This window comes from Arthrobacter oryzae (assembly GCF_030718995.1).
Lineage (GTDB): Bacteria > Actinomycetota > Actinomycetes > Actinomycetales > Micrococcaceae > Arthrobacter > Arthrobacter oryzae_C.
Map to the genome: position 1 here is coordinate 853,469 of NZ_CP132204.1, position 20,400 is coordinate 873,868.

Below are 20,400 nucleotides of genomic sequence, written 5' to 3' on the forward strand. Positions count from 1 at the left end.
GGCCCCGATGGTGGACGCAACGTCGCTGGCAAGCCGCGCCCGGAGCATCGGACGCGGCTTTGCCGTCACGGCAGCCGCCGGTGCCGCAGCCGGCCTGGCCGCGGCCGGATACGGCCTCTGGGAGAAGAACCAGTTCGTCCTGCGCGAGGAAACGCTGCCCATCCTCCCCCCGGGGTTCGGTCCGTTCCGGGTCCTGCACCTGAGCGATATCCACTTCGTCCCGGGACAGAACCGGAAGGCACAGTGGCTGGCCTCGCTGGCTGACCTGGAGCCGGACCTGGTGGTGAACACCGGAGACAACCTCAGCCACGTCAAGGCGATCGATCCGCTGCTGAAAGCGCTGACGCCGCTGATGGACTATCCGGGCGTTTTTGTGCCGGGCTCCAACGACTACTTCGCACCCAAGCTCAAGAACCCGGCGTCGTACTTCATGGGCCCCTCGAAGGCACATGAGAAGCCCGTGGAACTCGACTGGCCCCGGCTGCGCTCCTACTTCGGGATGTCCGGCTGGGTGGACCTGACCAACCGCAACCAGTCCGTGGTCCTCAAAGGCCTGCGCTTTGACTTCTCCGGCGTCGACGATCCCCACCTGAAACTGGAGCGGTACGCCGGCTGGCCGCGCGGGACCAAGGGCCAGGACAGCACTCCCCATCTCCGGGTGGCGGTCATCCACGCGCCCTACCAGCGCGTGCTGGACCACTTCACCGAGGACGGCGCGGACCTCCTGCTCGCCGGCCACACCCACGGCGGCCAGATCTGCCTGCCCGGCTACGGCGCCCTGGTGGCCAACTGCGATATCCCCACGTGGCGAGCCAAAGGCCTCAACGACTGGCAAAGCAACGGACGCACGACGCCGGTGAACGTGTCGGGCGGGATCGGCACCTCGCGCTTCGCACCGGTGCGCATCGCCTGCCGGCCGGAGGCCGTCCTGCTGACTTTGACGGAGCGCTAAGCCGCCGGGTCATTACGAACCGCAATGACTGGGCAAGATTCCCGCGGCGTGTGGAATCCTGTGAACGGCGTCACTCCATGGCATAGGGTAGTTGCTAAAGGAAACTACATTCGCAGTTGAGCTTTAAGAAGCGGGCATGGCCAAGCAGCAGACTCCATTCTTCACGTCAATCAGCCGACTCTACCCCCATGTAAAGCCGATCATCCCGCGGCTAATTATGGGACTCCTGTGCGCCCTCCTGGCCAGCATCGTGGCGCTTGCCATCCCCCAGGTCCTGCGGGTGCTCGTCAATGACTCGCTGCGGCCGGGCGGAGCCACCGACGCTGTGTTGACCGCGTCCCTGATCATCCTGGGCCTGGGCGTCGCCGAAGCAGGGCTGGTTGCCCTCCGCCGCCAGTTCGTCATCAACCCTGCAACCACCGTGGAAACCCGGATGCGGGTGTCGCTCTACGGGCATCTCCAGGACCTGACGGTCTCCTTCCACGACCGCTGGGGATCCGGGCAGCTGCTCTCCAGGGCCATGACGGACCTGAACTTCCTGCGGCGCTGGATGGCGTTCGGCGCCATCATGCTGGTGGTGACCACGCTGACGGTGGTGATCGGCGTCGCCGTGATGTTCTCCATGAGCTGGCAGCTGGCGCTGATCTTCCTGGCCGCGGCCGTGCCCATCATGGTCTACGGATTCCGGTTCCGGACACGCTTCAGCAAAGTGGCCCGCCGCAGCCAGGACCAGGCCGGCGACCTCGCCACCACCGTGGAGGAATCGGTCCACGGCATCCGCGTGCTCAAGGCGTTCGGCCGCAGCCGAGAGGCCCTGGAAAACTTCAACGAACAAGCCGAGGAACTCCGTCAGACCGAGATCGCCAAGGCTAAACACCTTGCCACGTTCAGCATGGTGGTCACCCTCCTGCCCGAACTGGCGCTCGGTGCGGGCCTGGTGGTGGGCATCATGCTGGCCGCGGACGGACAGCTCAGCATCGGCGCCCTGGTGGCATTCTTCGCCACGGCGGCCGTCATCGCCGCACCGGTGGAATTCTGCGGCATGCTGCTGGCCATGGCGCTGACGGCCAAAACAGCCATTGACCGGCATTTCGAAGTCATGGACGCGGCCAACACCATCACCAGCCCGGAGCAGCCCCGCAATCCGGCGCAGCTCACCGGAGCCCTCAGCTTCAACGCCGCGACGTTCGCTTTTGAGGACGCCCCGGACAAGCCGATCCTCAAGGACGTCAGCCTGCAGATCCGCCCCGGCGAGACCATGGCCCTTGTGGGCATCACCGGCAGCGGCAAAAGTGCGCTGCTCCAGCTGGTCCCCCGCCTCTACGACGTCACCGCGGGCTCCATCACCATCGACGGCGTGGACCTGCGCGAGTTCTCCGTGGAGGAACTGCGCACCGTGGTGGGCGTGGCCTTCGAGGACACCACCCTGTTCTCCAATTCCGTCCGCGACAACGTCCTGCTCGGGGCCAGGGAGCGGAGCCAGGAGGCGCTGGAGGAAGCCCTCGACGTGGCCCAGGCGCACTTCGTCTACTCGCTTCCCGACGGCCTGGAAACGCTGATCGGCGAGGAAGGCCTCAGCCTGTCCGGCGGCCAGCGGCAACGCATCGCCCTGGCCCGTGCCATCGCGGCGAAGCCCAAAGTCCTGGTGCTGGACGACCCCCTGTCCGCGCTGGACGTCAACACCGAGGAGCTGGTGGAAACCCGGCTGCGCGAGGTCCTTGCCGACACCACCACACTGATTGTCGCCCACCGGCCGTCCACCGTGGCACTGGCGGACCGGGTGGCGCTGCTCGAGGAAGGGCGGATCGCCGCCGTCGGGACGCATACCGAACTGCTGGCTCACAACGAGCACTACCGCTACGTGATCGCCAGCCTTGAAACGGAACCCCGGGACCTGGATTCCGAACTGTCCGACCTCTCAGAACTAGAGGACGAGTCCGAGGAGATTTCCCGATGAGCACCGCTACCTTCGGCACCGCCAACGAGGACAACACCCGCCTGAGCAAGAGCGAAAGCAAAACCGTACGACGGCGGTCGCTCGCCTTGCTGGGGTCCCTGATCCGTCCCGTCCGGCTGCGGTTCTGGCTCACCATCACCATGGTGGTTCTCTCGCAGGCCGCCCGGGTGGCCGGCCCGGCACTGATCGCCTTCGGCATCGACCATGCACTGCCGGCTCTTCGTGCCGGGGACAACATGCCACTGGTCCTCACCGGCGTCGCCTACCTTGCCGCGGCGGCCGCCACTGCCGGCCTCACCGCACTGTACGTGACGTCCACGGCCAGACTGAGCCAGGCGATGCTGCTGGACCTGCGCGTCCGCGTCTTCCGGCACACGCAGCGGCTCAGCCTGGAGTTCCATGAGAAGTACACGTCGGGGCGCATCATCGCCCGGCAGACCTCCGACCTTGAAGCACTCCGCGAACTCCTGGACTCGGGCGTCAGCTCGCTGGCCTCGGGGCTGCTCTTCATGGTGTTCACGGCCATCACCGTGTTCGCCCTGGACTGGCGCAGCGGCCTGATTGTGCTGGCCGCAGGGGTTCCCATGTATTTCCTGGCCCGCTGGTACCAGAAGCACTCCCAGATCGCCTTCCGCGAATCCCGGGTGGTCTCGGCACGCCTGATCGTGCACTTCGTGGAAACGATGACCGGCATCCGTGCGGTAAAAGCGTTCCGCAAGGAACGCGAAAACGCCGAACGCTACGGCGTACTCTCCGAGGACTACCGCAGGGTGACCGTCCGTTCGATCAACCTCAACGGCGTCTTCCAGCCTGGCCTGGTGCTGATCGGCAACGTGTGCGTTGCCGTGGTGCTGCTGTTCGGCGGCTTCCGGGTGCTGGGCGGGGACCTCGCCGTGGGTGTGCTGCTGGCCCTGATCCTGTCCACCAAGCGCTTCTTCCAGCCGGTGGACCAGATGGCGATGTTCTACAACTCGTTCCAGAGCGCCCAGGCTGCCCTGGAGAAGGTCTCCGGGCTGCTCGAGGAGGTTCCCACCGTGCGGCCCCCGAAGAACCCGGTAGCGCTCCGTGACGCCCGCGGCACCATCGACTTCAACGGCGTGGAGTTCCGGTACGGCGACGGGCCCGTCATCATTCCGAAGCTGGACCTGCACATCCCCGCCGGACAGATTGTTGCCCTGGTGGGTCAGACCGGCGCCGGTAAGTCCACGCTGGCGAAGCTGATCGCCCGCTTCTATGACGTGTCCGAAGGCTCCGTGACCCTGGACGGCATGGACCTGCGGAGCCTCGCCACACCGGACCTGCGGCGGAACGTGGTGATGGTCACCCAGGAGGCCTTCCTGTTCAGCGGCTCCGTGGCGGACAACATCGCCCTCGGCCGCCCGGAAGCCTCCCGCGAGGAAATCGAGGAAGCCGCCCGGGCCGTGGGCGCCCACGAGTTCATCATGGAACTCCCCGAGGGCTTCGACACCGACGTCAACAAGCGCGGCGGACGCGTCTCGGCCGGCCAGCGCCAGCTCATCAGCTTTGCCAGGGCATTCCTGGCCCGCCCGGCCGTACTCATCCTCGACGAAGCCACCTCCTCGCTGGACATCCCCTCGGAGCGCCTGGTTCAGAGCGGGCTCGCCGGCCTCCTGGAGGGCGTCGCAGGGCACGACACCGGGCGGACGGCCCTGATCATCGCACACCGGCTGTCCACGGTGGAGACCGCAGACCGCGTCCTGGTGGTCCATGACGGACGCGTCGTGGAGGACGGCACGCCGGAGGAACTAATCGGCGGCGGCGGGCGGTTCGCCGAGCTGCACGGGGCGTGGAAGGACTCGCTGGTCTAGCTCCTGTGAAGCTTCAAGCCGCCGATTTCACATGGGGGCCGGAATCGGATACTCTTGTGAAGTTGCTTTTGAAGCAACGGATCGGGATGTGGCGCAGCTTGGTAGCGCGCGTCGTTCGGGACGACGAGGTCGCAGGTTCAAATCCTGTCATCCCGACCAAAAAGCAAGAGGGTCTTCCATTCGGAAGGCCCTCTTGCTTTTGTTCCGGCGGCTTCCACCCTGACGGGGGCACGCCCGCGTGAGTCAGAGGCCCTCGAACGTGGATCGTTGACTGGCCTGGCCGTCGCCCACCAGCGGAATCCGTGGCCGCCCGGAGCCGTCGTCCTCCCGGTAGTCTCCGCGGCTGTCATAGGTCCGGACCTGGTTTATGTAACGGTGCCTCAGCCGGAGTCCATAGGCAAAGAGCACCAGCGCCTCCAACAGCGACGCAATGCCTACGATCCCCCACGCCAGCGTTCCGCCATCGGCCGTTCCGTCCAACACCTCGATTATTGCCGACCCCGCAACGGCGGCCACGATCAGGGAGGTCCCCGCTATGGTCCACGCGGCATAGGCGCGCTTCAAGTCATTCGGTTCGCTGCGGTTCATGACACTCCCCTTGCGTCGTTTGGCCAAAAAATAGCTCCGGGACATGGTTCGCGCATGTCCCGGAGCCTGTGTTCCCTTGCGGGAAGTACATCAACCGCTTACATCGGGTCCGGCCAGTTGCCGATGTATGACGGGAAAGACATGGGGTCCGGCCAGTTACCGATGGCCTGGGCAACCTGCATGGGATCGGGCCAGTTACCGATGGCGATGGTGCTTCCCAGCTGATCCGCCCAATTGCCGATAGGACCTGCAGACAACACTGCGGGGGCTGCGGCTGAAAATGCCAGTGCGCCAGCCAGTGCGGCGGCGGCTGCAATCTTCTTCAACATTAGGTTTCCTCAATACGAGTCGGATTCGTTACAAAGTCAGCACTGCCCTTGTTGACATACATTGTAAAATGTTTTCCACAGAGACTGTCAAGCATTTGGTATAAAGACTGTCCGGAATAAGGAGGAAACCCGTGGGGAACGGATTCGGGGAGAAGCTCCGCGCCGAACGACTCGAACGTGGGTTGACGCAAGCAGAACTGGGAAAGGACCTCTATTCTCCCAGCTACATCTCCCTCTTGGAAACAGGCCGGCGTGAACCAACCGCCGATGTTATCGAAGAGTTAGCCCGCCGGCTCGAACTGGCCCCCAAAGCCTTGGAAGCCTGGAGCCAGCCCATCTCGGTCAGCGACGCCGAGTACGTGCTGGCAGGGCTGTACGCCCGCCAGGCCTGGGACCTCCGCGACTACCCGCTCGCGGCTGCGCACGCCGCCACTGCCGCCCAGATCGCCCTGGAGGGCAAGAACACCAGCGCCTGGTGGAACATGACCTACATGCAGGCGGAATGCCTCATGAAGCAGGGCCAGCTACAGGAATGCCAGAACATCATGCTGCACCTCCTGGAGCACCCCATGGCCACCGAATCCGCCGGCCTGGGAGTCCGTGCCCGGCAGATGCTTGCCGCGGTGTGCCACGGGCAGGGCCAGCTGGCCACCGCCGTCGAGCATGCCCAGAAGGCCGTGGAACTGTGCTCGCAGCTGCCCAAGGGGTCCACGCTGATCATCGGCGCGCTGCGTGCGCTGATTGGCGCCCTGGCCGAAAGCGGCCGGCTGGACGAAGCCTGGACCTACTGCCAGGCCATGAACGACCAGATGGACGACCAATCCATCTCCCAGCTCGCAGGGGAAGTGGCCTGGGTGATTGGCAATGTTGCCTTCATGCGGCATGACTACCCCGAGGGCATCAAGTACCACGAACGTGCCGCCAAACTGCTCTCCCCGGCCAACGACATCGAGCTGTGGGCCCGCTTCAACAAGGCCTCCGCGGCTGTCCGGCTCTCCTCCGGCATCGTGGAACCGGAAACCCTCTCCGCAATCGAGCGCGCCGAACTGGCCCTGTCCATCGTGGGCGGAAACAAGACGGACCAGCTGGAAGTCGCGTTCATCCGGGCGCGCTGGCTGTACCTCACCGGCGACATCCCTGCCGCAGTGGACAAGCTCCGCGAGATCCACGCCGAGCGGAAGGCCCTCGCCCGCCACACGGCCGGCGAAGTCTCACTGCTGCTGGGGAAATCCCTCAAGGCCGCCGGGGAATCCGACGAAGCTCTGGTGCTCCTGGAAGAAGCCCAGCAGGAGTTCAGCGCCGCCGGCGCTTCCGACCGTGTCCAGCAGGCCATGGACGCCGTGCTGGAGATCAAGCTCGCCCAGCGGCGTGCCGCGGCCGCCAAGGCCGCGGCAGAGGCCAGCTAGACGAACCTCAGGCCGGTGAGCTTTTCGTAGGCCTCAACGTAGCGGCCGCGGGTACGGCTCACCACGTCCTCCGGCAGTGCCGGCGGCGGTGTGTCCGAAGCGCGGTCCCAGCCGGACTCCGCTGACGTCAGCCAGTCGCGGACGTATTGCTTGTCATAGGACGGCTGGGATTTGCCCGGCTCATAGGTGGCGGCGTCCCAGAACCGCGAGGAGTCCGGGGTAAGCACCTCATCACCCAGGGTAATCACGCCGGTGGCCACGTCGAAGCCGAACTCCACCTTCGTGTCCGCCAGGATGATGCCGCGTCCGCGGGCGATTTCCTCGGCCTTTGTATAGATCGTCAGCGTCAGCTCCCGCAGCCGGGCGGCAACGTCCTCGCCCACCAGGGCCACCACGGCGTCATAGGTGATGTTTTCGTCGTGCTCCCCGACCTCGGCCTTCGCGGACGGGGTGAAGATGGCTTCGTCCAGGCGGGAACCGTCCACCAGGCCCTCCGGCAGCGGGATGCTGCAGACGGTCCGGGACTGCTGGTATTCCACGAGTCCGGAGCCGGTGAGGTAGCCCCGGGCGATGCATTCCACCGGGAACATATCCAGCTTCTTGCAGATCATGGCCCGGCCCTCGACCGCTGCCGGAACCCCGCCCTCCACGGTGGATGCGAGCACGTGGTGCTCCACGTCGAGCTGGTCGAACCACCAGAGGCTCAGCTGGGTGAGGATGCGGCCCTTGTCCGGGATCTCGCTGGAGAGCACATGGTCGTAAGCGCTGATGCGGTCACTCGCCACGACCAGGACGCACTCCTGGCCAAACTGCTCCACGAGGGATTCGTCCGCGGGAACGTAAAGGTCCCGGACCTTACCGGAATACACGTGGCGCCAGCCCGGCAGGTCCAGCGTAGCGGTGTCCAGGCCTGCCTTGGAGGCGGCCTCGAGGGGGGAATTCTCAGTCATGCTATGCCTTTGCCTTCGTTACGGGCAGCGAACCTGTTGCGCCGGACGAGACCTTGATTTCGCCGCGGGCCGCCTTACGCCCGATGTCCGTACGGAACTGTCCGCCTTCCAGCTGAACCAGCTCCACGCCGTCGTACGCCCGTTCGCGGGCCTCCACGAGGTCGGTTCCCAGCGCCACCACGGCGAGCACGCGGCCGCCGGCGGAGACCACTTTGCCTTCCTCGTCCAGCTTGGTGCCGGCATGGATGACGTGCACGCCTTCCAGCTCGTCCACCTTCTTGAGCCCGCGGATGCGGTCGCCGGTGCGCGGGGTGTCGGGGTAGTTTTCGGAGGCGATGACGACGGCGACCGCGGTGTCCTTGGACCAGCGCAGCTCTTCCGCCTTGTCCAGTTCGCCCTTGGCGGCTGCCAGCAGCAGCGAGCCGAGCGGGGTCTTGAGCCGGGCCAGGACGGCCTGGGTTTCGGGATCGCCGAAGCGGACATTGAACTCGATGACACGGGTGCCCCGCGAGGTCAGGGCAAGGCCCACGAACAGCACGCCCACGAACGGGGTTCCCCGCTGAGCCATCTCGTTGACAGTGGGCTGCGCCACGCGTTCGATGACTTCCTGGACCAGGCCATCCGGAGCCCATTCCAGCGGGGTGTAGGCGCCCATGCCGCCCGTGTTGGGGCCTTCGTCGTTGTCGAAGATGCGCTTGAAGTCCTGCGCCGGCGAGAGCGCCACGGTATTGCGGCCGTCGCACAGCACAAACACGGAAACCTCGGGACCGTCCAGGAACTCCTCGATCACCACGGAGCCGCCGGCCTCGAAGCAGGTCTGCGCGTGCGCCAGGGCTTCGTCCCGGTTGTTGGTGACCACCACGCCCTTGCCCGCAGCCAGGCCGTCGTCCTTGACCACGTAGGGGGCGCCGAAAGTGTCCAGCGCATCAGCGGCTTCCTCGGCGGTGCTGGCAACCCGTGCCATGGCGGTGGGCACACCGGCCTCGGCCATGACCTGCTTGGCAAAGGCCTTGGAGGCCTCGAGCTGGGCCGCGGCCTTGCTGGGCCCGAACACCGGGATCCCGGCGGCACGGACGGCATCGGAAACCCCTGCGGCCAGGGGTGCTTCGGGGCCCACCACGACAAGGTCCACGGTCAGCTTGGTGGCCAGGGCGGCTACGGCCGCCGGATCATTGCCGTCAATGTTGTGAGTGGGGACGAGTTTGCCGATGCCCGCGTTGCCCGGAGCCGCGTGGACTTCGGAAACGTTGGGGTCTGCAAGCAGGGAGCGGACAATGGCGTGTTCGCGGCCACCAGGGCCAATGACAAGTACCTTCACAGTCTCCAAGGGTACTTTGTGCACCCGGTCCGGTCCTAAGCCGTGACCTGTCCCGGTCAATCCTTAACGCCGGCAGCTACGAACCACCGGCATGAAGAAGCTCACGAATTGGCTCAAGGGTCCCGCCGCGCTGGCGGCGCTGGCAGGCGTGGCCGCGGCCGCCGTCGTACTTTCCGTTGCGGAACTGATCGGCGCCTTCTTCACGGCGCGGGCAACGCCGCTCATTGCCCTCGGCTCCACGTTCATCGACTTCACGCCGCCGTGGCTGAAGGACTTTGCCATCGCGACGTTCGGCACCAATGACAAGGCTGCTTTGTTCGCGGGCATGGGACTGACCATCTTCCTGCTTGCCTGCGTGCTGGGCGTGGTGGCCTACCGGAAGTGGGCGCTGGGTGCTGCCGGCGTTCTCCTGATGGGTGCGGTGATTGTTGCCAGCGTGGTCACCCGGGCCGGTGTGGACCCGCTGGACGCCGTCCCCTCGCTCATCGGCACCGCTGCCGGCCTGGTCGCGCTGCGCCTACTGATGAAGCGGCTGTGGCAAATGCGCCCCTGGCCGGGTGTTGCCGCGGACGTGGCCGCCAAGGACACCGAACGTCCGGCCACGACGCGACGCGGCTTCGTCGCCGCCACCGCGATCACTGCGGCAGCTGCTGCTGTCGCGGCCACCGGCGGGCGGCTGCTCAGCGCAGCCCGGAGCAACATTGCCCAGGCCCGCGAATCGCTCCAGCTGCCCTCGCCGGCCAAGGCAGCGCCCGCTGTCCCGGCGGGCGTGCAGTCCGCCGCCCCGGGAGTCACGCCGTGGGTCACCCCCAACGGCGAGTTCTACCGGATCGACACCGCCTTGAGCGTGCCGGAGATCAACGCCGAGGAATGGGAGCTCCGCGTCCACGGTCTGGTGGAACAGGAAGTCACGCTCACCTTCCAGGACCTGCTCGACGCCGACCTGATCGAATCCCACGTGACCCTCACCTGCGTGTCGAACCCGGTGGGCGGAAACCTCGCGGGCAACGCCAAATGGCTGGGCTTTCCCCTGCGCGAGGTCCTCAAGATGGCGCGGCCCAAGGACGGCGCCGACATGGTGCTCTCCACCTCCGAGGACGGCTTCAGTGCCTCGACGCCGCTGGAAGTCCTGCAGGATGACAGGGACGCCATGCTGGCGATCGGCATGAACGGGGAACCGCTGCCGCTGGAACACGGGTACCCCGTGCGCATGGTGGTTCCGGGCCTGTACGGCTTCGTCTCTGCCACCAAATGGGTTGTTGACCTGGAAGTCACCCGCTTCGCGGACAGCAAGGCGTACTGGACGGACCGCGGCTGGTCCGAACGCGGCCCCATCAAAACCATGGCCAGGGTGGAGGTGCCCAAGTCCTTCGCGCAGGTTCCGGCCGGGAAGGTGGCCATCGGCGGCACAGCCTGGGCGCAGACCCGAGGCATCACCAAGGTGGAAGTGCAGATCGACAACGGCCCCTGGACCGAGGCAGTGCTGTCCACCGAAGCCTCCGTGGTGACGTGGCGCCAGTGGTCCTTCGAATGGGACGCCACGCCGGGTCCGCACTACATCAAGGCCCGTGCCACCGACGGTACCGGCGAGGTCCAGACCGACAAGCGTGCCGATCCCGTACCCGACGGCGCCTCCGGCTGGCAGTCGGTCATGGTGACTGTTCAATAGCCGGCCATGGCCCCGGATTTCCCGGGTTTCCGGCAGCGGCACCATAGACTTTAGCCATGCCAGAAAATCCGCATGCCACATTCACAGTGGAGTCCGCCGTCGAACTGGCAGTCGTGGAACGAAGCGGTTTCGTTGAATCCCGGCACATCGGCTCGGCCGTGGTTCTTGCCGCCGACGGAACGGTAGTCACGCAGCTCGGCGACATCACCACCCCCATCTACGCCCGCTCTGCACTCAAGCCCCTGCAGGCCCTGGCGGCCATGCAGGCCGGCGTCCCACTGCGCGGCGCCCAGGTTGCCCTCGCCTGCGCCAGCCACACCGGGTCCCTGGACCACATGGATGTGGTGGAGGGGATGCTGAAGGCCGCGGGAGTCAAGGAAGACCAGCTGCAATGCCCCACGGCGTGGCCGCAGGACGAGAACGCCCGCCACTGGCTCATCCGGTCCGAACAGGGCAGGTCCAAACTCGCGTTCAACTGCTCGGGAAAGCACGCTGCTTTCCTCTGGGCCTGCACCGAAAACGGCTGGGACACCCACAGCTACCTTGAACCCAACCACCCGCTGCAGCAGCGGGTCCGCTCGGCAATCGAAGAATACTCCGGTGAGCGGATCGCGCACCTGGGCATTGACGGCTGCGGCGCTCCGGTGGCGGCCATCTCCCTGACCGGGCTGGCACGGGCATACTCACGGCTGGCCAAGGCCCCCGGCGACAAGAACTCCAATGCCCGCGCCGCCACCATCGCCACCTCCATGCTCGACTACCCCTGGGCCGTCCAGGGCAAGGGCGAACCCAACACCATCGTGATGGACGAACTGGAGATCATCGCCAAGATCGGCGCCGAAGGCGTCCTGGCCATGGCCACCACCACCGGAGTTTCGGTGGCCATCAAGGTGCTGGACGGAAACCTGCGCGCCACCACCCTGGTGGGCCTTACCCTGCTTGCTGCCTCCGGTGCAGTGGACATCCCGGGGGTCTCCAGCGTCCTCGAAAAAGTGGTGGAACCCGTGCTCGGCGGCGGCCGCCCCGTGGGCAAAATCCGGCTGGGCCACGCCGTCTCGGCGTTGTTGGACTGACATGGCTGTTTCACGACGACGCATTGACATCGAGGAAGGCCGCGCAGCCCTGGCCGCGTGGCTGGAAGCCGGCGTTCCGGCGTCGGGCGTTCCGGCGTCCGGCGTTCCGGCGTCGGGCGTTCCGCGCGCGGTGACCGCGACCGCGGTGCGCTACACGCTGGAGGAAGTCACGGCGAGGGCCCCGGGCAATTCCGTGGAGGTCCGCGTTCCGCCGTTCGGCGTCACACAGTGCGTGGAGGGCCCGCGGCACACGCGCGGCACTCCCCCGAACGTGATTGAGTGCGACGCCGCCACCTGGCTGGCGATGGCCACCGGCCAGTTGAGCTGGGCAGACGCCGTCGCCTCGGGGAAGGTCGCCGCGTCAGGCCTCCGGGCGGACCTGTCGGAGCTGCTGCCGCTCTAGCTGTGGGCCCGGGACGCCGGGAAGGTCCTAGCCGCGGCCGATGAACGGCATTCCTGCTGCCGTGATGACCACCGAACCGACGCTGGCCGACGGCGGCATGCTTGCCATCAGCAGCACCGCGCGGGCGGCGTCCTGCACGGGGAACGTGGGCTCCACACGTCGGCTGCCGTCAGCCTGCAGGGCGCCGGAATCCACGCCGATGGTGCCCATGATGTCCGTGGCGGTGTTGCCGATGTCGATCTGGCCGCATGTGATGCCGAACCCCCGGCCGTCCAGCTCGATGCTCTTGGTCAGCCCTGTCATGGCGTGCTTGGTCACCGTATACGCCACGGTCCGGGGCCGGGGGGAATGCGCGGAGATGGACCCGTTGTTGATGATCCGGCCACCCTGCGGTTCCTGGGCTTTCATGGCCCGCACCGCAGCGGCAGCACACAGCATGGAACCGGTAAGGTTCACCGCCACCACCGCGTCCCAGTCGGCCACACTGATCTCGTCCACGGACGCCGCCGGGCCGAACACGCCCGCGTTGTTGAACAGGACATCCACCCTCCCCCACCGCTGGAGGGCAGCAGCGAAAAGGCGTTCGACGTCGTCGGGCACCGTCACATCGCACGGCACGGTGAGCGCCTGGCGGTGGCCTGCCGCGGACTCCAGTAGCGGCTCCTCCCGGCGGCCGGCCAGCACCACGCGGTACCCGTCGGCCAGCATGAGCCGCGCCACTGCCCGGCCGATCCCGGAACCCGCACCGGTCACGACGGCGACTGGCCCCGGCCGGTGGGGTGGTACAGGCCGGTGGGTTGCAGTCATTCGTGGCTCCTCTTAGAAGTTCCGGCCACGCCGGAAATGGACGATGAATCGATCACGGCGCTCGCCGTTTGATGGTGGCAGCAACGATTCCTCTTACCGATCATTATCGGAGGGGTGGATTGCAATCTTCCGCATGGCGGCCCAGTGGAAGATGCCGCCCAACGCGGCGCCCAGGATCCACGCGAACCCACTCAGCTGCGCCAGCTGCGGCAGCCACACGGCGAGGATCGAGAATATGGCAGCCAGACCGAAAGCAATCAGCGCCCGCCGGTTCCATCCGTTGGTGTAGTGGTATGCCCCTTGGGGGGAGGCTGAATACAGGTCGTGGAGATTGAGGCGTTGCTTCCGCACGAAGTAGTAGTCGGCAATGATGATGCCGTAGAGCGGTGCAAGCACGGCTCCAAGCGTGTCCACGAACTTGGGCAGTCCGATCGTCGAGATGACCGCCACCCACAGCGCCCCGATCACGAAGCCCGCCACTGCGGTGATCATTCCGGCCTTACGGAACGAGATCCTGGCAGGGCTGATATTGGAGAGCGAGTAGGACGGGGGGATGAAGTTGGCCACAACATTGATGCCAAGGGTTGCGACCAGGAACGTCACGGCGGCCAGCACAGTGAGGGGGACGCTGTCCACAAGCCCGACAATGTCGGCCGGATTGGTCAGCGGCTCTCCCTGCCCGTCCTGGTAGAGGAGGAAAGCACCCGCCGTGATGAAGACGGAGAGGAAAGTGAAAAGTGCCAGGCTGAGCGGAAGTCCGGTGAGGTTGCCCAAACGCATGGCCTTCTCCGTCCGGACGTTTCGGGCGAAGTCTCCGAAATTGATAACGACGGCGGCGAAGTAGGCCACCATGGTGCCCGTCACTCCCGCGAAGGCCGAGAAGGCAGCCCACCCTGTGACATCGGCCCTGGAAAAAATCGTTCCGACGGCCTGGGGTAGTTCAGCGCCCACCTGTACCCAGATCGCAACGAGCAGGGCGATCATCACCGCGTAAACGGCCGGTCCGGCGACATTGAGGAAATGTGCAATGCGTTCGATTCCGCCCAGGAACAGCAAGACCTGCAGGGCGGAGGCGATCACGTAAGAAGCCCAGGACACCCAGTCCATCCCCAGGAACTCAGGGCCGCCGGGGCGTCCAAGAAGGGCGTTCAAAGCCAATGAAATGGCCGTCGAGGCGAAGTACGTTTGTGCCCCGTACCAGAAGATGGCTACCACGGCGCGGACAATTGCCGGGAACTGGGCCCCTCGCACGCCCATCGAGGCACGTGCGAGCACGGGAAAGGGGAAGCCGTATTTGACGCTGGGCCGGCCGCTCAGGTCAACGAGTACCTTGATGATGAACCCCGAGAGAAGGATGGCGGCGAAAACGAACCAGCCATTGATGCCAGCGGTGATGAAAAGGCTTGCTGCCAGCGTGTAGCCCGCCAGGCTCTGGATGTCGTTCGACCATACGTTGAAGATGGCGAACCAGCCCCACGTGCGTCGGGAAGCCGGCAACGGGGCGAGATCCTCGTTGTAGAGGGATGGATCCGCCGAGCTGAGGGCCAGCTCGGCATCCTCAAGGTCGTTTTTCCGGGTAGACATGGCGGCCTCGATCTGTTCTTTGAGGGCTATCCGGGACTACGTATCGCGGAACACTCCCTCTGGCGAGAATATGGTTCAGCCCACTTCCGGTCAATGCCCGGACGCCCGGCTGGTGGCCACCATGTTCCCCTCCGTGAGGGGCCAGCCTATGACGGTCTTGGGCCGCGGGGTGGCGTATGTCCGGACTTTGGACGTGGACAGCCCCAGCCGCACCAGGGACTCGGCGATCGTCACGGCCGCCGCCACTCCATCCACCACCGGGACACCAGCACGCTTGCGGATCTCCTCGTCCAGGCCGGCCATCCCGCCGCAGCCCAGGACAATGACCTCGGCCTTGTCGTCGCGGACGGCGATCAGCGACTGTTCAATGATCGCTTCGACTGCCCGCTCCGGCTCCTCTTCCAGTTCAAGGACGGCCATGCCGCTGGCCCGCACCGAGGCGCACCGCGCATCGAGGCCGGCCAGCTTCAGCCGGTCCTCGATGAGCGGAACCGCACGGTCAAGGGTGGTTACCACCGAATACTTGTGGCCAAGGAACATCGCCGTGGAAGCGGCCGCCTCGGTGATGTCCACGACGGGAACGTCCAGGAGCTCCTGCAGCCCCTCGCGGCCGTGCTCGCCGTACCCGGCCTGGATAACGGCGTCGAACGGCTCCGGGTAGTTGACCACGGCGTCCATGACGGCGATGGCGGCGAGGTAGCTTTCGAAGTTTCCCTCACAGGAGTCCGCGCCGAACCTTGGCGTGATCCCGACGATCTCGGTCCCCGGCGCCGCGACGGACCGGGCCTGGGCGGCGATCGAGTCCGTCATGGACTGCGTGGTGTTTACGTTGGCAACAAGGATGCGCATAGTGGGTCTTCCGTTTTCGTGCTGGACGGGGCGGTCGGTGGGTATAGGTCAGTGGGTGCTTGCCACGGCGATGGCTTCGCCGTCGACGTCTTCCAGCCGCTGCGAGCGGTCCGCAATGAAGTAGTACACCACCGCGGCGATGCCGGCCGCGAAGAACCAGGCGAAGGGGGCGGCAGCCTCGAGCGCCGGAACGAACGCTATCAGGAGCGCGACGGAGGCTGCCGGGACCATGGCGATGATCGCCCGGGGGTTGAAGCCCTTCTTGTAGTAGTACGCTCCGGCAGGATCTTCCGTGTACAGCTCAAGCACGTTGACCCGCCCGCGGCGCAGCAGCCAGTAGTCGGCCATCACGACGCCGAACAACGGGCCGAGCAGGGCCCCGAGGCCCCCCAGGAAGTACACGATCACCAGCGGGTTGTTGTACATGTTCCACGGCAGGATGATCAGTCCGATGGTGCCGCTGACCCACGCTGCCTTGCGGAAGTTCAGGTGCTTCGGGAAGAGGTTTGTGAGGGCGTAGACGGGAGCCACGAAGTTGGCCATCAGGTTCACGGCGATGGTCAGGATGAGCAGCGCGAGGCAGGCCAGGACCAGGAACAGTGTGTTCGGGATGGTCTGGACGATGTCCGACGGGCTCTGGATGACCGTGCCGTTGATCTTGAACTGGCCGCCGGCCATGACCACCACGATGGCGCCGAAGAGGAGCATGTTGATGGGGATGCCCCAGAAGTTGCCGCGGACCACTGCCTTCTTGGAGACGGCGGACCGGGTGAAGTCGCAGAAGTTCAGGACGAAGGTACCGTAGATGGCCACCCAGAGCGCACCGCCGGCGAAGATGGTGCGCCACATCTCCGCGCCTTCGAGGGCGTTGTCTGAAGCCCAGGCGATGGAGCCGCCGGCCTCCACGAAGATCCAGACGGCAATGGCCGCCATGGTCACCAGGATGACGGGGCCCGCAAACGCTTCGTACTTGCGGATCATTTCCATGCCGAAGCTGACGATGACCAGCTGGACGATCCAGAGGAACACGAAGGAAGCCCAGCCCAGCGTGGAGAGCCCGAGGACGGCGTTGGTGTCCAGCTCACGCAGTGAAGGGACCATGGCCACCAGCATCACGCGGAGCACCACTGACGCCAGGTAGGTCTGGATGCCGAACCAGGCCACCGCCACGGCGCCGCGCAGGAGGCTGGCAATCTGGGCACCCCTGATGCCGAAACTGATCCGGCTCATGACGGGGAACGGCACACCGGTCTTAACGCCCATGAAGCCCGAGAAGCTCAGGAGTGCGAAGAGCAGGATGGCACCGACGCCGAGGGCCAGGAGGATCTGCCAGCCGCCTAGGCCCAGTGCGAAGAGTCCGATGGCGAAGGCATAGTTTCCGAGGCTGTGGACGTCGTTGGCCCACAGGGTGAAGATGCTGTAGCTCGTCCAGCGGCGGCCTTCCCGCTTCGTCGGGGCAAGGTCGATGTTGTACAGGCTGGGGCTGATGTTGCGCCCGGACGCGGCGCTCGCTGTTTCACACAGGGCGTCGATGCCCGTTGCGGGATGGACCGGCTGGCCCGACAACTCTGTCGGGCCGGGAGCCGTTTCGACGCCGACTGATGGGGTCGTCTGCATCTGGTTCTCCAGTTCTAGGGGGTGGGTAAGGACGGAAGCCTGCGCTTCCAAAGTTATTTCATAAGGTGGAAATTAGGTTTTGAGGAGTGGAATAACTGTATGACCTAGATCACCTTGCGGTCAAGGAAGCCGCATCCGGGCAGGCTGTCACAATCCGTCCGGGGGACACTGGCCCTCACGGCGGGAGCCGGCACCCGGCCGCCGCCTTGACCGTTTGGCTGCTTCTGCATAATCTCGAAAGGCAAGAATGTTTTCTCACAATACGAAAACTTAGAGCCCAGACATTCAAAGATGAAAAGAGGCTGCCGTGGCTGCAGGAGAAGATACCTCCCATATCCTCAGCGGGTTGACTAACCAGCTGCCTGATCGTGATCCGGAAGAGACCGCCGAATGGATTGAGTCCCTGGATACGCTGATCAGGGAACAGGGCACCGAGCGTGCCCAGTACATCATGCGCAGTCTCCTGCAGCGTGCCGGCGCCCAGAGCGTCGGGGTTCCGATGGTCACCACCACGGACTATGTGAACACCATCCCGGCGGACCAGGAAGCTGAGTTCCCCGGGAACGAAGAATACGAGCGCCGTTACCGGGCCTACATGCGCTGGAACGCCGCGGTGATGGTGCACCGGTCCCAGCGGCCGAACATCGGCGTGGGCGGGCACATCTCCACCTACGCCGGCGCCGCGACCCTGTACGAGGTCGGCTTCAACCACTTCTTCCGCGGCAAGGATGCCCCCGGCGGCGGGGACCAGGTCTTCTTCCAGGGCCACGCCTCCCCCGGCATGTACGCCCGCGCGTTCATGGAAGGCCGGCTGACCGAGGAGGACCTGGACGGGTTCCGGCAGGAAAAGTCCAAGGCCGGGCACGCCCTGTCCTCCTACCCGCACCCGCGGCTGATGCCGGAGTTCTGGGAATTCCCCACCGTGTCCATGGGCATCGGGCCGATGAACGCGATCTACCAGGCCCAGTCCAACCGGTACCTGCACAACCGCGGCCTGAAAGACACCTCGGACCAGCAGGTCTGGGCGTTCCTGGGCGACGGGGAAATGGACGAGCCCGAGTCCCGCGGCCTGCTCCAGCTCGCCGCGAACGAGAACCTGGACAACCTGAACTTCGTGATCAACTGCAACCTCCAGCGCCTGGACGGGCCGGTGCGCGGCAACGGCAAGATCATGCAGGAACTCGAAGCGTTCTTCCGCGGCGCGGGCTGGAACGTCATCAAGGTCGTCTGGGGCCGGGAATGGGACGCGCTGCTCTCCAAGGACTCCGACGGGTCGCTGGTGAAGATCATGAACGAGACCCCGGACGGGGACTACCAGACCTACAAGGCCGAATCCGGCGGGTTCGTCCGCGAACACTTCTTCGGCAAGACCCCGCAGACCAAGGACATGGTCGCGGACCTGACCGATGACCAGATCTGGAACCTCAAGCGCGGCGGCCACGACTACCGCAAGGTCTACGCCGCGTACAAGGCAGCCACCGAATTCAAGGGCAAACCCACCGTCATCCTGGCCAAAACGGTCAAGGGCTACGGCCTCGGCCCGAGGTTTGAGGGCCGGAATGCCACCCACCAGATGAAGAAACTCACGGTGGAGGATTTGAAGGAATTCAGGGACTACCTGAGGATTCCGATTTCCGACGCCCGCCTGGAGGAGGACCCGTACAGCCCGCCCTATTTCCACCCCGGAGCGGACGCGCCCGAGATCGCCTACCTTCTTGAACGCCGCGCGGAACTCGGCGGCTATACGCCCGAGCGCCGTCCCAACCACGCGGCCATTGAACTGCCCGACGCCAAGACGTTCGACGTCGCCAAGCGGGGCACCGGCAAGCAGCAGGCAGCCACCACCATGGCGTTCGTACGCCTGCTCAAGGACCTGCTCCGCGACAAGAAGTTCGGGCACCGGGTTGTGCCCATCGTCCCGGACGAATCACGGACCTTCGGCATGGACGCTTTCTTCCCCACGGCGAAGATCTACAACCCCGGCGGCCAGAACTACCTGTCCGTGGACCGGGACCTGGTCCTGGCCTACAAGGAATCCGCCCAGGGCCAGCTGATCCACCCCGGCATCAACGAAGCCGGCGCCGTGGCAGCCTTCACCGCCGCCGGCACCGCCTACGCCACCCACGGCGTCCCGCTGATCCCGGTCTACGTCTTCTACTCCATGTTCGGCTTCCAGCGCACCGGCGACGCCTTCTGGGCAGCAGCGGACCAAATGACCCGCGGCTTCATCATCGGCGCCACCGCAGGACGGACCACCCTCACCGGCGAAGGACTCCAGCACGCCGACGGACACTCCCCCATCCTCGCCGCCACCAACCCGGCAGTGGTCACCTACGACCCCGCCTACGGCTACGAAATGGGCCACATCGTCCGCGACGGCATCGAGCGCATGTACGGACCGGACTCAACCGACCGTAACCTGATGTACTACATCACCGTCTACAACGAACCCATCACCCAGCCGGCAGAGCCTGAGGAACTGGATGTTGAAGGCGTACTCAAGGGCATCTACCTGCTTGCACCGGCCAAGATTGACGGCCCCCGCACGCAGATCCTTGCCTCGGGCGTCTCCGTCCCCTGGGCCCTCGAAGCCCAGCGGATCCTGGCCGAGGACTGGGGCGTCTCCGCGGACGTCTGGTCCGTCACGTCCTGGAACGAACTGCGCCGCGACGGCCTGGCCGCCGAGGAGGAGGCCTTCCTGAACCCGGGCGAACCGGCACGGATCCCGTTTGTGGCCCAACAGCTGGCCGAGGCGCAGGGCCCGGTGGTGGCGGTCTCGGATTACATGAAGGCCGTCCCGGATCAGATCCGCCAGTTCCTCCCGAACGAGTTCGCCTCGCTCGGTGCCGACGGCTTCGGCTTCTCCGACACCCGCGCAGCAGCCCGCCGCTTCTTCAAGAACGACACCCACTCCATCGTGGTGAAGACGCTGCAAATGCTCGCGGCGAGGGGCGACGTCGAGGAGGGCGCGCCGTCGTACGCCATGGACCGCTACAAGCTCCTGGACGTCAACGCCGGAACCACCGGCGGAGCAGGCGGCGACGCCTGAACCACGCGCTAGGGTTTGGG

At 65.7% G+C, this 20,400-nt stretch carries 16 protein-coding genes and 1 tRNA gene; 9 read left to right on the forward strand and 8 right to left on the reverse strand.

Features of this window, described 5'->3' with window-relative positions; translation table 11 throughout:
- Positions 1-7 precede the first annotated feature (7 nt).
- From Q8Z05_RS03960 to Q8Z05_RS03975, 4 genes are all read left to right on the forward strand, one after another.
- The gene (locus Q8Z05_RS03960) at positions 8-952 is read left to right on the forward strand and encodes a metallophosphoesterase (RefSeq protein WP_305942196.1); all 945 of its coding nucleotides are present in this window, start codon (positions 8-10) and stop codon (positions 950-952) included.
- A gap of 136 nt (positions 953-1,088) precedes the next feature.
- The gene (locus tag Q8Z05_RS03965; RefSeq protein ID WP_305942197.1) at positions 1,089-2,909 is read left to right on the forward strand and encodes an ABC transporter ATP-binding protein; all 1,821 of its coding nucleotides are present in this window, start codon (positions 1,089-1,091) and stop codon (positions 2,907-2,909) included.
- Entirely contained in the window at positions 2,906-4,738 is a 1,833-nt protein-coding gene (locus Q8Z05_RS03970) for an ABC transporter ATP-binding protein (protein WP_305942198.1), read from the forward strand. Before Q8Z05_RS03965 ends, Q8Z05_RS03970 begins: the two co-directional genes overlap by 4 nt.
- Before the next feature lie 82 nt (positions 4,739-4,820).
- A tRNA-Pro gene (locus tag Q8Z05_RS03975) sits at positions 4,821-4,897 on the forward strand.
- Between the two features lie 84 nt (positions 4,898-4,981).
- Here Q8Z05_RS03975 and Q8Z05_RS03980 read toward each other — a convergent pair.
- Both Q8Z05_RS03980 and Q8Z05_RS03985 read right to left on the reverse strand, forming a co-directional pair.
- Complete coding sequence (locus Q8Z05_RS03980) at positions 4,982-5,326, reverse strand: hypothetical protein (protein WP_305942199.1); 345 nt, start codon at positions 5,324-5,326, stop codon at positions 4,982-4,984.
- A 98-nt stretch (positions 5,327-5,424) separates the two neighbouring features.
- On the reverse strand, positions 5,425-5,655 hold the full coding sequence (locus Q8Z05_RS03985; protein WP_305942200.1) for a hypothetical protein: 231 nt from the start codon (positions 5,653-5,655) through the stop codon (positions 5,425-5,427).
- Between the two features lie 131 nt (positions 5,656-5,786).
- Between Q8Z05_RS03985 and Q8Z05_RS03990 the strand changes: the two genes are divergently transcribed.
- Positions 5,787-7,061: a helix-turn-helix domain-containing protein gene (locus Q8Z05_RS03990; RefSeq protein ID WP_305942201.1), complete on the forward strand. Its 1,275-nt coding sequence runs from the start codon at positions 5,787-5,789 to the stop codon at positions 7,059-7,061.
- Here the strand turns inward: Q8Z05_RS03990 and Q8Z05_RS03995 are convergent.
- The gene (locus Q8Z05_RS03995) at positions 7,058-8,011 is read right to left on the reverse strand and encodes a phosphoribosylaminoimidazolesuccinocarboxamide synthase (protein ID WP_305942202.1); all 954 of its coding nucleotides are present in this window, start codon (positions 8,009-8,011) and stop codon (positions 7,058-7,060) included. The genes Q8Z05_RS03990 and Q8Z05_RS03995 overlap by 4 nt on opposite strands.
- Position 8,012: 1 nt before the next feature.
- Positions 8,013-9,329 (reverse strand): phosphoribosylamine--glycine ligase, encoded by a 1,317-nt coding sequence (gene purD, locus Q8Z05_RS04000; protein WP_305943475.1) that lies wholly within the window; start codon positions 9,327-9,329, stop codon positions 8,013-8,015.
- A 91-nt stretch (positions 9,330-9,420) separates the two neighbouring features.
- Between purD and Q8Z05_RS04005 the strand changes: the two genes are divergently transcribed.
- From Q8Z05_RS04005 to Q8Z05_RS04015, 3 genes are read left to right on the forward strand one after another with little or no spacing between them, the layout of a single operon-like run.
- On the forward strand, positions 9,421-10,998 hold the full coding sequence (locus Q8Z05_RS04005) for a molybdopterin-dependent oxidoreductase (protein ID WP_305942203.1): 1,578 nt from the start codon (positions 9,421-9,423) through the stop codon (positions 10,996-10,998).
- Between the two features lie 56 nt (positions 10,999-11,054).
- Entirely contained in the window at positions 11,055-12,071 is a 1,017-nt protein-coding gene (locus Q8Z05_RS04010; protein WP_305942204.1) for an asparaginase, read from the forward strand.
- Between the two features lies 1 nt (position 12,072).
- On the forward strand, positions 12,073-12,474 hold the full coding sequence (locus tag Q8Z05_RS04015; protein ID WP_305942205.1) for a sterol carrier family protein: 402 nt from the start codon (positions 12,073-12,075) through the stop codon (positions 12,472-12,474).
- 27 nt (positions 12,475-12,501) lie between these two features.
- Here Q8Z05_RS04015 and Q8Z05_RS04020 read toward each other — a convergent pair whose 3' ends face one another.
- The 4 genes from Q8Z05_RS04020 to Q8Z05_RS04035 all read right to left on the reverse strand — a co-directional run bounded on the left by Q8Z05_RS04020 (position 12,502) and on the right by Q8Z05_RS04035 (position 17,331).
- On the reverse strand, positions 12,502-13,281 hold the full coding sequence (locus tag Q8Z05_RS04020; protein WP_305942206.1) for an SDR family oxidoreductase: 780 nt from the start codon (positions 13,279-13,281) through the stop codon (positions 12,502-12,504).
- Between the two features lie 93 nt (positions 13,282-13,374).
- Positions 13,375-14,865, reverse strand: a complete 1,491-nt coding sequence (locus tag Q8Z05_RS04025; RefSeq protein ID WP_305942207.1) for an NCS1 family nucleobase:cation symporter-1 — start codon at positions 14,863-14,865, stop codon at positions 13,375-13,377.
- A 90-nt stretch (positions 14,866-14,955) separates the two neighbouring features.
- Positions 14,956-15,714: an aspartate/glutamate racemase family protein gene (locus Q8Z05_RS04030; RefSeq protein WP_305942208.1), complete on the reverse strand. Its 759-nt coding sequence runs from the start codon at positions 15,712-15,714 to the stop codon at positions 14,956-14,958.
- A 48-nt stretch (positions 15,715-15,762) separates the two neighbouring features.
- Entirely contained in the window at positions 15,763-17,331 is a 1,569-nt protein-coding gene (locus Q8Z05_RS04035; RefSeq protein ID WP_305942209.1) for an NCS1 family nucleobase:cation symporter-1, read from the reverse strand.
- Between the two features lie 307 nt (positions 17,332-17,638).
- On the opposite strand from Q8Z05_RS04035, the gene aceE reads away from it, so the two are divergent.
- Entirely contained in the window at positions 17,639-20,380 is a 2,742-nt protein-coding gene (gene aceE, locus Q8Z05_RS04040) for a pyruvate dehydrogenase (acetyl-transferring), homodimeric type (protein ID WP_305942210.1), read from the forward strand.
- The last annotated feature ends 20 nt before the right edge of the window (positions 20,381-20,400 follow it).

Excerpts from the sequence above, each read along its gene's own strand:
- Q8Z05_RS03960 (WP_305942196.1), top strand. The coding sequence starts at position 8 with ATGGTGGACGCAACGTCGCTGGCAAGCCGCGCCCGGAGCATCGGACGC.
- Q8Z05_RS03965 (WP_305942197.1), top strand. The coding sequence starts at position 1,089 with ATGGCCAAGCAGCAGACTCCATTCTTCACGTCAATCAGCCGACTCTAC.
- Q8Z05_RS03970 (WP_305942198.1), top strand. The coding sequence starts at position 2,906 with ATGAGCACCGCTACCTTCGGCACCGCCAACGAGGACAACACCCGCCTG.
- Q8Z05_RS03980 (WP_305942199.1), bottom strand. The coding sequence starts at position 5,326 with ATGAACCGCAGCGAACCGAATGACTTGAAGCGCGCCTATGCCGCGTGG.
- Q8Z05_RS03985 (WP_305942200.1), bottom strand. The coding sequence starts at position 5,655 with ATGTTGAAGAAGATTGCAGCCGCCGCCGCACTGGCTGGCGCACTGGCA.
- Q8Z05_RS03995 (WP_305942202.1), bottom strand. The coding sequence starts at position 8,011 with ATGACTGAGAATTCCCCCCTCGAGGCCGCCTCCAAGGCAGGCCTGGAC.
- Q8Z05_RS04005 (WP_305942203.1), top strand. The coding sequence starts at position 9,421 with ATGAAGAAGCTCACGAATTGGCTCAAGGGTCCCGCCGCGCTGGCGGCG.
- Q8Z05_RS04010 (WP_305942204.1), top strand. The coding sequence starts at position 11,055 with ATGCCAGAAAATCCGCATGCCACATTCACAGTGGAGTCCGCCGTCGAA.
- Q8Z05_RS04015 (WP_305942205.1), top strand. The coding sequence starts at position 12,073 with ATGGCTGTTTCACGACGACGCATTGACATCGAGGAAGGCCGCGCAGCC.
- Q8Z05_RS04020 (WP_305942206.1), bottom strand. The coding sequence starts at position 13,281 with ATGACTGCAACCCACCGGCCTGTACCACCCCACCGGCCGGGGCCAGTC.
- Q8Z05_RS04025 (WP_305942207.1), bottom strand. The coding sequence starts at position 14,865 with ATGTCTACCCGGAAAAACGACCTTGAGGATGCCGAGCTGGCCCTCAGC.
- Q8Z05_RS04030 (WP_305942208.1), bottom strand. The coding sequence starts at position 15,714 with ATGCGCATCCTTGTTGCCAACGTAAACACCACGCAGTCCATGACGGAC.
- Q8Z05_RS04035 (WP_305942209.1), bottom strand. The coding sequence starts at position 17,331 with ATGCAGACGACCCCATCAGTCGGCGTCGAAACGGCTCCCGGCCCGACA.